Source organism: Streptomyces sp. B6B3, from assembly GCF_039871525.1.
GTDB lineage: Bacteria > Actinomycetota > Actinomycetes > Streptomycetales > Streptomycetaceae > Streptomyces.
This window is the reverse complement of the sequence record NZ_JBDPLU010000014.1, coordinates 85,027-97,236: the sequence shown is the minus strand read 5'-3', so window position 1 is coordinate 97,236 and position 12,210 is coordinate 85,027. Positions and strand designations below refer to the sequence as shown.

Sequence of the window (12,210 nt, the reverse complement as noted above, 5' to 3'; positions counted from 1 at the left end):
TCATGAGCACTACAATTCTGCGGCGGTTTCCCGGCGGACGCCGCGTCGCCGTCGCCACCGGCGTGCTCGCGCTACTGGGCACCGGCGTCGGCCTCGTTGGCACGACCGGCACCGCGCAGGGTGCCCCGACCACCGCCCAGGTGTGGATCACCACGTCGGACGGCGGCAGCGCCCTGGCCCCGGCCGGCGAGGTGTCCTTCGACGGCGCGCCGCAGTCGGTCGACATCCGGGTCGACGCCGGCCAACGCGAGCAACCGTTCACCGGCGCCGGCGCCTCGGTCACCGAGGCGTCCGCGCACCTGATCGGCGAGCTGCCGCAGGCGGACCGGGACGCGCTGCTGGAGTCGCTGTTCGGCACCGGCGACGCCGGCATCGGCCTGAACTACCTGCGGCAGCCGCTGGGCAGCACCGACTTCAACGCCGGCGACTTCTACACCTACGAGGACACCTCGGGACAGTTCGGCATCGACCGGGACCGCCAGGAGATCATCCCGGTGCTCCGGCAGGCGCTGGCGATCAACCCCGACATCCGGCTGATGGGCAGCCCCTGGTCCCCGCCGGCCTGGATGAAGACCAGCGGCTCGCTCAACGGCGGGACCCTGCGCCAGGAGAACTACCAGGACTACGCCGACTACCTGGTCCGGGCCGTCCAGGCGTACGCGGGCGAGGGCGTGGAGCTGACCGACCTCACGGTGCAGAACGAGCCGCTCTTCGAGACCAGCTACCCGTCGATGGGCATGTCCGCGGCGGAGCAGGCCGAGTTCCTCCGGGTGCTGGACGCGGCGCTGACCGCGGCGAACCTGCCGACCAACCTCCTCGCCTACGACCACAACTGGGACCACCCCGAGTACCCCCTGGAGGTGCTCGCCGCCACCGCGGACCTCGACCGGGTGCTCGGCGGCGCGTTCCACTGCTACGGGGGCAGCCCCGAGGCCGAGGCGCAGCTGCGGGACGCGGGCGAGCGGGTCTTCTTCACCGAGTGCTCGGGCACCGACAGCGCCTCGCCGAGTCAGACCTTCAGCGACAGCCTCAGGTGGCAGGCCGAGAACCTCGTGGTGCGGAACCTGCGCTCCGGCGACGAGACCGTGCTGACCTGGAACCTCGCGCTCGACGAGAACGGCGGCCCGCACCAGGGCCACTGCGACGACCGGTGCAACGGTGTGGTGGAGATCGCCTCCGACGGCACCGTGACCCGCGGCGCCGAGTACTACGTGCTCGGGCATCTGACGAAGTTCGTCGACCCCGGCGCGGTCCGCGTCGGCTCCACCAGCCAGGGCTCCGGCGGCGTGCAGAACGTCGTCTTCGAGAACCCGGACGGCACCCGGGTCGCGTACGTGGTGAACGCCTCCGGAACCGCCCAGGACTTCTCGATCACGGACGAGGGCGTCTCGCTCGGCTACACCCTGCCCGCCGGCGCTGTGGCCACCTTCACCTGGAACCCGGCGTAACCTGCTCCGCGCGGTTCCCGGTAGTTCGGGACGAGCACCGGGAACCGCGCGGAGACCCCGTTTCCGGCGCGTTCTTTACCTAATTCAGATAGCAACGTGACCGGGAAGATACAACGGAATGCGTGCTGGCCGGGGTGGGCTTCTCCACACTCAGGAAACAGAAATCGGTACGCATGTGTGAAGAGATGTCGGGTAGCCGCTCCGCACATGAATCGTGAAGACAGATAGGTGGACAGCGTGCCAGGCGACAAACAGCCAGCGGCGAAGGACGGCTCACCAGGCCTGATGTCACCGCGGGCGACACTCAGCGGTCGGACGGACGTGGTGGTCTTCGGGGTCACCGCCGTACTGACACTCGCCTTCGTGATCTGGGGCGCGACGGCCTCCGACGGGCTTGCCGAGTTCTCGGGGAACCTGCTCACGGACGTGATTCACAACGCCGGATGGGCGTTCGTGCTCGCGGCCTCGGCGTTCGTGGTCTTCGCCCTGTGGCTGGCGGCCAGCAGGTACGGCCGGATCACGCTGGGCAAGGAGGGCGAGGAACCGGAGTTCCGTACGGTCTCCTGGGTGGCGATGATGTTCAGCGCGGGCATGGGCATCGGCCTGATGTTCTGGGGCGTGAGCGAGCCGCTCTGGCATTTCACCAACCCGCCGCCCGGCACGAACCCGCAGGACTCCGGCGAGGCCATGTCCACGGCGATGGCGACCTCGCTCTTCCACTGGACGCTGCACCCGTGGGCGATCTACGCGGTGGTCGGCATGGCGATCGCCTACAGCGCGTTCCGACGCGGCCGGCGGCAGACCATAAGCGCGGTCTTCACGCCGCTGATCGGCGAGAAACAGGCCAACGGCGCGACCGGCCGGGTCATCGACATTCTGGCGATCTTCGCCACCCTCTTCGGCTCGGCCGCGTCGCTGGGCCTGGGCGCGCTGCAGATCGGCAGCGGCATAGAGGAGCTCGACTGGATGGAGGACGTGGGCACCGGCCTGCTGGTGCTGGTCATCGCCGGCCTGACGCTCGCGTTCGTGCTCTCGGCCGTCTCGGGGGTGGCCAAGGGCATCCAGTGGCTGTCCAACATCAACATGGTGCTGGCCGCGGCCCTGGTGGTCTTCGTCTTCATCGCCGGCCCCACCGTGGTGATCCTGGACCTGATCCCGACGTCGCTCGGCTCCTTCCTCAGCGACCTGCCGGGCATGGCCGCCCGCACGGAGGCCAGCACGGGCGAGGACGTCGGCGCGTGGCTGGGCGACTGGACCGTCTTCTACTGGGCCTGGTGGATCTCCTGGACGCCGTTCGTCGGGATGTTCATCGCCCGGATCAGCCGGGGCCGGACCATCCGGCAGTTCGTCGGCGGCGTGATCCTGGTGCCGAGCGCGGTCAGCCTGGTGTGGTTCGCCGTCTTCGGCGGCACGGCCATGCGCCAGCAGGAACAGGGGGTGAACCTCACCGAGGAGGGCACCACCGAGGGCCAGCTGTTCGCGGTGCTGCGGGAGTACCCCGTGGCGAGCTTCACCGCGCTCATCGTGATGGTCCTCGTCGGGATCTTCTTCGTGTCCGGCGCCGACGCGGCGTCCATCGTGATGGGCACGCTCTCGCAGCGCGGCACGCTGGAGCCGGACCGTCTCGTCGTCATCTTCTGGGGCGCGCTGACCGGCGCGGTGGCCGCGATCATGCTGGCGGTCGGTGCCAGCAGCGGCAAGGAGGGGGAGGAGAGTACCGCGCTCGACGGTCTACAGAACCTGACCATCCTGGCGGCGGTGCCGTTCACCCTGGTGATGATCGGGATGTGTTTCGCCTTCATGCGGGACCTCCGCCGCGACCCGCTGATCCTGCGCGGCGAGAAGGGCGACGAGGTCATGGAGATGGCGGTCATCCAGGGTCACCAGCGGTACGACGGCGACTTCGAGATCTCGATCGCCCCCGGCAACGGCGTCACCCCGGAGGACGCGCGGCAGCGCGCGGACGAGCGGGAGGGCACCGGCTAGTCCTCCGGCCTGCGGGCCACCGCATGCCGCGGCGCCGGGGCGACGAGCCCCGGCGCCGCAGCATGTCGGGCGCCGGTCAGCCGTCGCGGGACCGGCGGGATTCCGCGGCGAGGGCCAGCAGGAGGGCGATGCCCAGGACCACGAGTCCGCGCAGCCACACCTCGGCCTCGATCCGCGTGGCGAGCAGCACGCACGACAGCACCCCCAGCACGGGCACGACGCTCGGCACCCGGAAGTGCTCGGCCCCGCCGCGCTCCCGCCGCAGCGCCAGGACCGCGCAGTTCACCGCCGAGAAGACGATGAGCAACAGCAGCACCAGGGTCGAGGCGAGGGTGACCACGTCACCCGTCAGAGCGAGCAGTATCGACAGCGCCGTGGTCGAGACGATCGCCACCCACGGGGTGCGCCGTCCCGGCAGCACCCGGGCCAGCACCGAGGGCAGCAGCCGGTCGCGCGCCATGCCGTACGCCAGGCGCGAGGACATGATGCCCGTGAGCAGGGCGCCGTTCGCCACGGCCACCAGGGCGATCGCGCTGAACAGCTGGTCGGGGACGCCGCCCGCCGTCTCGACGACCTCCAGCAGGGGTCCACTCGACGCGGCCAGTCGCTCCGTCGGCACCGAGATGCTCGCGGCGACGCCCACCAGCACGTAGACCACCCCGACGAGCCCCAGCGCCCCGAACAGCGCGCGGGGATAGGACCGGCGGGGGTCCCGGGTCTCCTCGGCGAGATTCACCGAGGTCTCGAAGCCCACGAACGAATAGAAGGCGAGCACCGCGCCGTTGACGACCGCCATGGCCGCGCCGTGCTCCGGCGTGCCGAGCTCCGCCAGATCCGTGTAGTGCCCGTCGCCGCGCAGCGCCACCCAGATGCCGAGCCCGACGATCAGGAGGAGGCCGGTGAGCTCGATCACCGTGGCCACCACGTTCGCCCGCATCGACTCGGAGATGCCCCTGAGGTTCAGCAGGGCCAACGCGCCCAGGAACAGGAGTGCCACCAGGGCGACCGGCGGCGTCACGAAGGCCGTCAGGTAGTCACCGGCGAACCCACGGGCCAGGGCGGCGACCGAGACGATGCCGGCCGCCAGCATGCAGAAGCCGACGACGAGGGCGGGGAAGGAGCCGAAGGCCAGCTTCGTGTAGTGCGCCGCCCCGCCGGCCCGTGGGTACTTCGTCGCCAACTCCGCGTACGAGCCGGCCGTCAGCAACGCGAGCCCGAGCGCGACCAGCAGCGGCGCCCACACGGCCCCACCCGCCTCGCCCGCGACCTGCCCCACCAGCACGTACACCCCCGCGCCCAGGGTGTCGCCCAGGATGAAGAGGAACAGCAGCGGCGTGGTGAGCGCCCGCTTCAGCGGCGTTCCCTCGGCCCTCTCGGCCACGGATCCGGTGGTCACGGTGCACTCCCGCCCGTCAGGTACCAAGCTGCGTCAGTGGAGACGGAAGACGAGGAGTCTTCGCCGCTCTCCCCGATTCCTCGGTCCTCCGGACAGCTGCCAGTACCCCGATCGGGCCACGTCACCCGGGCGGCGGAAACGGGCCAGGGGCTCGCCGGCGCGTGGTGGGCCGGATCAGCGGCCCGGATGGACGCCGAGAAGCGCGAGGTGGTGGCGGCGCCTGACCAGCCGGCGGGTGGCCTGCCAGGCCGTCACGGCGACCAGCACCAGGCCGCCGGTCACCGTGACCAGCCAGGCCGGCACGCCGCCCCAGGTGAGCAGCCGGTCCGTGTACTCCACCGGGACGTACTCGGTGTCCTCGGCGGCCGGCCGCAGCACATGGTCGCCGTCGATCGCCTCGGGGCGCGGGAACTCCTGCTCCAGCACGGTGACGAAGGCGCCGTCGCCCGCCAGCTCGCGGGCCGGGCCGGCCGGCAGTTCCTCGGGCGCGAACCGGGCCGCGTAGCTGACCCGGGGCTCCGCGCCGCCGATGGCGCTCGACGGCTCCATCCGGTGCGGCGCGAGGACGTAGAGCTTCAACGACTGGTCCACGTCGGCCAGGCGGGACAGCCGCATCGGGTAGACGAGCTCGTCGGAGGCGAAGCTGAGGCGCAGCGGGTCGAGCGTGCCGCCGAGCACCACGTCCTCGGCGCCGTCCTCCGCCGGCGCGAGCCGGACCGCGACGTACTCCCACTCCCGCTCGACGTACGGCCGGAGCTCCCGCGCCAGATCGTCGGGCAGCGCGAAGCCGTGGTCGGAGAGCCAGGTCTCCAGGGCGTCGGGGTCGGTGGCGGTGAGCCGGGCCACGTCGAACGGGCCGAGCCGGTCCCGGCTGACCACGTCGACCGGCGGCGCCGCGCCCACCGCCCCGTCCTCCGGCGCGGCCGCGCCGGCCCCGTCGCCGCCGTCGGACCGCGGCCAGTCGCCCTCCCGGGGCCAGAAGTAGTGGCGGTCCCGCTGTTCCGGACGGGTCGCGCTCCACAGGTCGTCGAAGAGCTGTTCGTCGCCGAGCTCGACCTCGGCGCGGTGGGGCACCGGCATGATCCAGGCGGCCTCCGCGGCGTCGCCGCCGACGGTCAGGCTCATGACGATCTCCTCGGTCTCACCGTCCCACCTGATCGCCGAGGTCTCCTGCTCGACGTACAGCTCGTCCCGCTCGTCGACCACCATGCCGCCGCAGCCGCAGGCGTACGCCGGCCAGGCCAGCGCGACCAGCTGGACGACCACCAGCGACAGCACCACGGTCAGCGCGCGCCGCCGGCGCGCCACCCCCCGCGGCGTTCGCCTGGTGTCCCTCAGGCCCACCGACCCCACCGACCCCACCGTTTCCCTCGGGCTGTTCCCCCGCCGAGCCATCGGCCCTTCCTCTCCCCCGTACCGCCGCCCGTACCGCCGTTCGTCTCCATCGACGGGGCGGAGCGGGATCCGGTTCCCCCCGGCCGCCGGCCGGTGGTCAGGACACGGCGCGGGCCGCCGCGCGGCCCGCCGCGCGGCCGGAGAACAGGCAGCCGCCGAGGAAGGTGCCCTCCAGGGACCGGTAGCCGTGCATGCCGCCGCCGCCGAAGCCCGCCGCCTCGCCCGCCGCGTAGACGCCGGGCAGCGGCTCGGCGCCGTCCCCGGCGAGCACCCGCCCGGCCAGGTCGGTCTCCAGGCCGCCCAGCGTCTTCCGGGTGAGGACGCTGAGCCGCACGGCGATCAGCGGACCCGCGGCCGGATCGAGGAGACGGTGCGGGGCGGCGACCCGGATCAGCCGGTCGCCGAGATAGCCCCGGGCGCCCCGGATCGCGGTGACCTGGAGGTCCTTGGTGAAACGGTGGCCGATCTCCCGGTCCCTGGCCTCGACCTCGCGGCGCAGCTGGTCCGCGTCGATCAGCGGCTCGCCGGTCAGCTCGTTCATGCCGCGGGCCAGGGCGGACAGCTCGCGTTCCACCACGAAGTCGACGCCGTGGTCGAGGAACGCCTGGACCGGGCCCGGGGCGCCGGAGCGCACCCGGCCGAGCAGCTTGCGCACGCTGCGTCCGGTGAGGTCGGGGTTCTGCTCGGAGCCGGAGAGCGCGAACTCCTTCTCGATGATCCGGTGGCTGAGCACGAACCAGGTGTGCTCGTGCCCGGTGCGGACGATGTGCTCCAGGGTGCCGAGGGTGTCGAAGCCGGGGAAGAGCGGCACCGGCAGCCGCTCTCCTGTCGCGTCCAGCCACAGCGAGGAGGGGCCCGGCAGGATCCGGATGCCGTGCCGGGACCAGACCGGATCCCAGTTGGCGATGCCCTCGGTGTAGTGCCACATCCGGTCGCGGTTGATGAGCCGGGCGCCGGCCCGTTCGGCGACGCCGAGCATCTCGCCGTCCACGTGCGCGGGCACGCCGGACAGCATCCGCCGCGGCGGCGTGCCGAGCCGCTCCGGCCAGTGCTCCCGCACCAGGTCGTGGTTGCCGCCGATGCCGCCCGAGGTGACGAGCACGGCCTGGGCGCGCAGCTCGAACGCGCCGGTGACCTGGCGGTTGCTCGCGGTGCCGCGGCGGGCCGCGCTGGGCGCCAGCAGCTCCCCGGTGACGGTGTCCACGGCGCCCCCGGTGGCGGTCAGGCCGGTGACCCGGTGCCGGAACCGCAGCTCGACCAGGCCGCGCTCGACCGCCTCCCGCACCCGGCGGGCGAACGCCTCGACGAGCGCGGGCCCGGTGCCCCAGACGATATGGAACCGGGGCACGGAGTTGCCGTGCCCGGTCGCGGCGTAGCCGCCGCGCTCGGCCCAGCCGACCACGGGGAAGAAGCGGACGCCGAGGCCCCGCAGCCAGGACCGCTTCTCGCCAGCGGCGAAGTCCACGTACGCCTCGGCCCAGCGGCGCGGCCAGTGGTCCTCGGCCCGGTCGAAGCCGGCCGTGCCGAGCCAGTCCTGCCAGGCGAGCTCGCGGTCGTCGCGGACCCGCAGCCGGCGCTGCTCAGGCGAGCCGACGAGGAACAGGCCGCCGAACGACCAGTGCGCCTGGCCGCCCAGGGACGCCTCGGGCTCCTGGTCGAGCAGGATCACCCGGCGCCCGGCGTCGGCCAGTTCGGCGGTGGCGGCCAGGCCGGCGAGGCCGGCCCCGATCACGATGGCGTCGGCGTCGTAGGCCATGGTGGCGCGCCCTCCCCGGTGCGTAGGTCGCGTCGATCTTCGGCGCCCGCGCCTGCCGCGTCAACCGTCCCGGCGGTCAGCGCCGCGGCGCGCCGCGCGGCAGGAAGCGCACCGGGGTGCCGGGGGCCGCCTGGGCGGCGGCGGCCAGGTCGGCCTCCGGCACCACCCCGATCACCGGATAGCCGCCGGTGGTCGGGTGGTCGGCCAGGAAGACCACGGGCCGCCCGTCGGGCGGCAGCTGCACCGCGCCCAGCACCATGCCCTCGCTGGGCAGTTCGGCGCCCTCGGCGTGCGGGGCGCGGCGCAGCGGCGGGCCCGCGGTGCGCAGCCCGACCCGGTTGCTGGCGGAGGCCACCTGGTAGTCGCCGCGCGCCAGCAGGTCGAGGGCGTCCGCCGGGAACCAGTCGTCACGCGGGCCGGGGCGCAGCCGCAGCGACAGCACGGCGGGCGGCGCGGGGTGCGGCACCGCGTCGGCGGCGGGCGGCGGGGCGCCGGGCGGGCCCAGCGGCAGCACCTGGCCGTCGGCCAGCGGCGGCGGGCCGAGCCCGGAGAGCAGGTCGGTGGCGCGGCTGCCGAGCACGGGCGGGACCGCGACGCCGCCGCCGACGGCGAGGTAGCCGCGCACTCCCGCGGTGGCGGGACCGACGACGAGCTCCGCGCCGGCCGGCACCCGCACCGCCGCGCCCCAGGGCGCGGGGCGGCCGTCCACGGTCACCGGGCTCGGCGCGCCGGTCACCGCGACCGTCACCGGGCAGCGGGGGCGCAGCGCGCAGCCGGTCAGCGTGGTCTCCAGGGTGGCGGCCCCCGGCGGGTTGCCGACCAGCCGGTTCGCCAACCGGTGGGCGGGCAGGTCGAGGGCCCCGGAACGCGGCACGCCGAGGTGGGCGAGCCCGGCGCGGCCGAGGTCCTGCACGGTGGTCAGCGCGCCGCACCGGGTCACGGCGACGGCCCGGTCGGTCATCCGACGGGCTCCGGGGCCGGGCCGGGGTCGGCCCGGGGATCCGGTAGGAAACGGACCCGGGTGCCGGGCGCGAGCAGCGCGGCGGGGTCCCTGGCCGGATCCCAGAACCGGGCGTCGGTGCTGCCGATCAGCTGCCAGCCGCCCGGCGAGGCGCTCGGATAGACGCCGGCGTACGGGCCGGCCAGCGCGACCGAGCCGGCGGGCACCCGGGTGCGCGGCGTGGCCCTGCGCGGCACGGCGTAGCGGTCGGCGAGGCCGGTGAGATAGCCGAAGCCGGGGCTGAACCCGCAGAACGCCACCCGGTACTCGGGCTCGGCGTGGATCCGCGCGGCCCGCTCCGGCGTGACGCCCCAGAGCGCGGCGACGTCCGCCAGATCGGGGCCGTCGTAGCGCACCGGGATCTCGACCAGAGGGCCGGCGCCGGCGGTGAGCGGGGGCAGCGGCCAGTCGGCGAGCTCGGCGGCCAGCCGTTCGGGGTCGGGCACGCCGTCGAGCAGCACGGTGCGGGCCGCGGGCACGATGTCCCGCGCGGCGAACGCGCCGGCCGCCCGGCGGCGGCCCAGCTCGGCGTGCAGGGCCAGCGCGTCCTCGCCCGAGCCGAACTCGACCAGCAACGCGTGCTCCCCCACGAGCCGCACGACGCCCCGGCCGGCGGGGCCCGGCCATCGCACGGTCCGCCGGTCCCGCGCCCCGGGGCCGGTCACGCGAACGCCGCCAGGCCGACGCCGGCCACCTCCAGCGCGGCGCGCACCCGGCCGGCCAGCGCGAGGGCCCCCGGGGTGTCCCCGTGCAGGCACAGGGAGCGCACGCGGACCGGGATCGTGGTGCCGTCCCGGGCGACCACCTCCCCGTTCGTCGCTATCCGCACGGACCGGGCCATCACGGCCTCCGCCTCGACGAGCACCGCGCCCTCCTCCCGGCGCGGCACCAGCGTGCCGTCCGCCGCGTAGGCCCGGTCGGCGAACGCCTCCGTCACCGTGGGCAGCCCGGCGTCGGCGGCGGCCGCCAGCACGTGCGAGTCGGGCAGCGCGAGCACCGGCAGCCGGCCGCCGGCCAGGAGCACCCCGTCGACCACGGCGCGGGCCTGCTCGCCGTCCCGCACGGCGCGGTTGTACAGCGCGCCGTGCGGTTTGACGTACGCCACCCGCCCCCCGGCGGCGCGGGCGAAGGCCGTCAACGCGCCGATCTGGTAGGCGGTCTCGGCGGCGAGCTCGTCCGGCGGGACGTCCATGCCGCGGCGGCCGAAGCCGGCGAGGTCCCGGTAGCCGACGTGCGCGCCGATGGTCACGCCGCGTTCGACGGCGAGCTCGCAGACCCGGCGCATCGTCGCGGGATCGCCGGCGTGGAAGCCGCAGGCCACGTTGGCGCTGGTGACGACGGACAGCAGACCGTCGTCGTCGGTCAGCCGCCAGCGGCCGAAGCCCTCGCCGAGGTCGGCGTTGAGGTCGATGAGCTGACGCTCGGGCCCAGCTGAGGTCATGGCCGCAGATGCTCCTCGTCGCGCACGCCGGTGACGGACGGGTGCCCGGGGTCCGCGGTGTCGAGCGGGATCGTGGCGAGTGTCATGGCGTGCCCCCTCCAGAGATTCCACGCGGTGGACCATGGTTCACGTCCGACCCCACCCTAGGGATTGTTGAACGATTCGGCAATCCTCGTGTTGACCGGTGGTGTTGGCCGGGGTTGACTGTCGGGTCGTGGGGAGCACCGAGAGCGGCACCGAAAGCCCGGGCGGCGCGGAGGCGACGCTGGCGAGCGACCGCGTGCTGCTGGCGCGGACCAGCACCGCCGAGCGGGTCGCGGACATCCTGCGGACCCGCATCGCCGAGGGCCTCTTCGCGCCCGGCAGCCGGCTGTCCGAGGAGGCCATCGGCGGCGGGCTCGGCGTCTCGCGGAACACGCTGCGCGAGGCGTTCCGGCTGCTCACCCACGAGCGGCTGCTCGTGCACGAGCTGAACCGCGGGGTCTTCGTGCGCGTGGTCACCGTCGAGGACCTGGTCGACCTCTACCGGGTGCGCCGGTTGGTGGAATGCGCGGTGCTGCGGGAGCTGGGCGCGCCGCCGTATCCGCTGGACGGCCTGGCGGCGGCCGTCGCGGCGGGCCGCCGGGCGCGGCGGTCGGAGGCGTGGCGGGAGCTGGGGACCGCGAACATCCGCTTCCACCGGGAGCTGGTGGCGTTGGCCGGCAGCCCGCGGACCGACGAGCTGATGCGCGGCGTGCTCGCCGAGCTCCGCCTGGTCTTCCAGGTGATGCCGGACACCCGCGGTTTCCACGAGCCGTACCTGGTGCGCAACGACGAGATTTTGGCCACTTTGCGGGCGGGCGACGCCCGGCGAGCGGAGACCCTGCTGGCCTCCTACCTGCGGGATTCGCTGGGCGAGTTGTCGGAGGCGTACGCACGTCAGCTGGCCTGAATCTGCCGAACGGTCGAGCGGGACGTAGGCTCGACAGCATGATGCGAGAGGCGTTGGACGCGGTGCGGCTGTGGTTCTCGCCGCGTCGCGTGCGCGCCGAGGGCGCCACCCCCGACTACCGCTTCTCGCTGGCCAACGAGCGCACCTTCCTCGCCTGGCTGCGCACCGCGCTGGCGCTGGTGGCCGGCGGCATCGCGGTGGACCAGTTCCTGACGGACCTGCGCTGGGGTGCCCGCACGACCATCTCGCTCGTGCTTCTGGTGGCGGGCGCGCTGTGCGCGATCCGCGCCGTGAACCACTGGGTGCTCTCGGAGCGGGCCATGCGGCGCGGCGAGGACCTGCCGCAGAGCCGCTTCCCCGCGGCCCTCGCGGTGTGCACGGTGATGGCGTCGGTGATAGTGATCCTCGCGGTGCTGCTCGGCGGTGCCGGCTGATGGGCCCGGTGCGCCGGGACCGTCCGGCGCACCGGGAACGCCGGGACCGCCGGGACCGGGGATGAACGTCGCGCGGGACCCCGGGGCCCAGCCGGAGCGCACCCGGCTCGCGTGGCGACGCACCACGCTGACCTTCACGCTGGTGGTGGTGCTGGCCGCGCGCAAGCTCGTGGTCTCGGAGGACGGCGTCCCGTCGGCCGCGGTGGTCGCGGTGGCGCTGCAGGCGCTGCTGTGGGTCGGCTTCCTGATACTGGCGCACCGGCGCATCCGGGCGTTGGCGGACGACCGCCGGCCGCCCGCCGCGGAGGAGTCCACGGTGCGGAGAGCGGCCGGGCTGATCGCGCTCAGCGCGCTGCTGGGTGCGCTGCTGCTGGTCGCCACGGCGTGAGGACGCCCGGCCGGGGGTGAGGCCGCGCGGGCCGC

At 74.2% G+C, this 12,210-nt stretch carries 11 protein-coding genes; 5 read left to right on the top strand and 6 right to left on the bottom strand.

Features of this window, described 5'->3' with window-relative positions:
• The first annotated feature begins 2 nt into the window (after positions 1-2).
• Positions 3-1,448: a glycoside hydrolase family 30 beta sandwich domain-containing protein gene (locus tag ABGB06_RS26010; protein WP_347593551.1), complete on the top strand. Its 1,446-nt coding sequence runs from the start codon at positions 3-5 to the stop codon at positions 1,446-1,448.
• A gap of 285 nt (positions 1,449-1,733) precedes the next feature.
• Positions 1,734-3,434, top strand: a complete 1,701-nt coding sequence (locus ABGB06_RS26005; protein ID WP_347593548.1) for a BCCT family transporter — start codon at positions 1,734-1,736, stop codon at positions 3,432-3,434.
• Positions 3,435-3,510: 76 nt separating this feature from the next.
• Here the strand turns inward: ABGB06_RS26005 and ABGB06_RS26000 are convergent, their stop codons facing one another.
• The 6 genes from ABGB06_RS26000 to ABGB06_RS25975 all read right to left on the bottom strand — a co-directional run bounded on the left by ABGB06_RS26000 (position 3,511) and on the right by ABGB06_RS25975 (position 10,422).
• Complete coding sequence (locus tag ABGB06_RS26000; protein ID WP_347593546.1) at positions 3,511-4,830, bottom strand: APC family permease; 1,320 nt, start codon at positions 4,828-4,830, stop codon at positions 3,511-3,513.
• A gap of 174 nt (positions 4,831-5,004) precedes the next feature.
• The gene (locus tag ABGB06_RS25995) at positions 5,005-6,138 is read right to left on the bottom strand and encodes a DUF2330 domain-containing protein (protein WP_347593544.1); all 1,134 of its coding nucleotides are present in this window, start codon (positions 6,136-6,138) and stop codon (positions 5,005-5,007) included.
• Positions 6,139-6,322: 184 nt separating this feature from the next.
• The gene (locus ABGB06_RS25990; RefSeq protein ID WP_347593542.1) at positions 6,323-7,981 is read right to left on the bottom strand and encodes an FAD-binding dehydrogenase; all 1,659 of its coding nucleotides are present in this window, start codon (positions 7,979-7,981) and stop codon (positions 6,323-6,325) included.
• A 76-nt stretch (positions 7,982-8,057) separates the two neighbouring features.
• On the bottom strand, positions 8,058-8,942 hold the full coding sequence (locus tag ABGB06_RS25985; protein ID WP_347593539.1) for a biotin-dependent carboxyltransferase family protein: 885 nt from the start codon (positions 8,940-8,942) through the stop codon (positions 8,058-8,060).
• Positions 8,939-9,613 (bottom strand): allophanate hydrolase subunit 1, encoded by a 675-nt coding sequence (locus ABGB06_RS25980; RefSeq protein ID WP_347593537.1) that lies wholly within the window; start codon positions 9,611-9,613, stop codon positions 8,939-8,941. Before ABGB06_RS25980 ends, ABGB06_RS25985 begins: the two co-directional genes overlap by 4 nt.
• 29 nt (positions 9,614-9,642) lie before the next feature.
• A complete protein-coding gene (locus ABGB06_RS25975) occupies positions 9,643-10,422 on the bottom strand; it encodes a 5-oxoprolinase subunit PxpA (RefSeq protein WP_347593534.1) in 780 nt (259 codons plus the stop codon).
• Positions 10,423-10,636: 214 nt separating this feature from the next.
• On the opposite strand from ABGB06_RS25975, the gene ABGB06_RS25970 reads away from it, so the two are divergent.
• The 3 genes from ABGB06_RS25970 (at position 10,637) to ABGB06_RS25960 (ending at position 12,175) form a co-directional block, all read left to right on the top strand.
• A complete protein-coding gene (locus ABGB06_RS25970) occupies positions 10,637-11,353 on the top strand; it encodes a GntR family transcriptional regulator (RefSeq protein WP_347593531.1) in 717 nt (238 codons plus the stop codon).
• 41 nt (positions 11,354-11,394) lie between these two features.
• Positions 11,395-11,787: a DUF202 domain-containing protein gene (locus tag ABGB06_RS25965; protein ID WP_347593806.1), complete on the top strand. Its 393-nt coding sequence runs from the start codon at positions 11,395-11,397 to the stop codon at positions 11,785-11,787.
• A gap of 61 nt (positions 11,788-11,848) precedes the next feature.
• A complete protein-coding gene (locus ABGB06_RS25960) occupies positions 11,849-12,175 on the top strand; it encodes a DUF202 domain-containing protein (RefSeq protein WP_347593528.1) in 327 nt (108 codons plus the stop codon).
• Positions 12,176-12,210: the final 35 nt, after the last annotated feature.

Coding starts and splice junctions, on each gene's coding strand:
- ABGB06_RS26010 (WP_347593551.1), top strand. CDS start 3: ATGAGCACTACAATTCTGCGGCGGTTTCCCGGCGGACGCCGCGTCGCC.
- ABGB06_RS26005 (WP_347593548.1), top strand. CDS start 1,734: ATGTCACCGCGGGCGACACTCAGCGGTCGGACGGACGTGGTGGTCTTC.
- ABGB06_RS25990 (WP_347593542.1), bottom strand. CDS start 7,981: ATGGCCTACGACGCCGACGCCATCGTGATCGGGGCCGGCCTCGCCGGC.
- ABGB06_RS25985 (WP_347593539.1), bottom strand. CDS start 8,942: ATGACCGACCGGGCCGTCGCCGTGACCCGGTGCGGCGCGCTGACCACC.
- ABGB06_RS25975 (WP_347593534.1), bottom strand. CDS start 10,422: ATGACCTCAGCTGGGCCCGAGCGTCAGCTCATCGACCTCAACGCCGAC.
- ABGB06_RS25965 (WP_347593806.1), top strand. CDS start 11,395: ATGCGAGAGGCGTTGGACGCGGTGCGGCTGTGGTTCTCGCCGCGTCGC.
- ABGB06_RS25960 (WP_347593528.1), top strand. CDS start 11,849: ATGAACGTCGCGCGGGACCCCGGGGCCCAGCCGGAGCGCACCCGGCTC.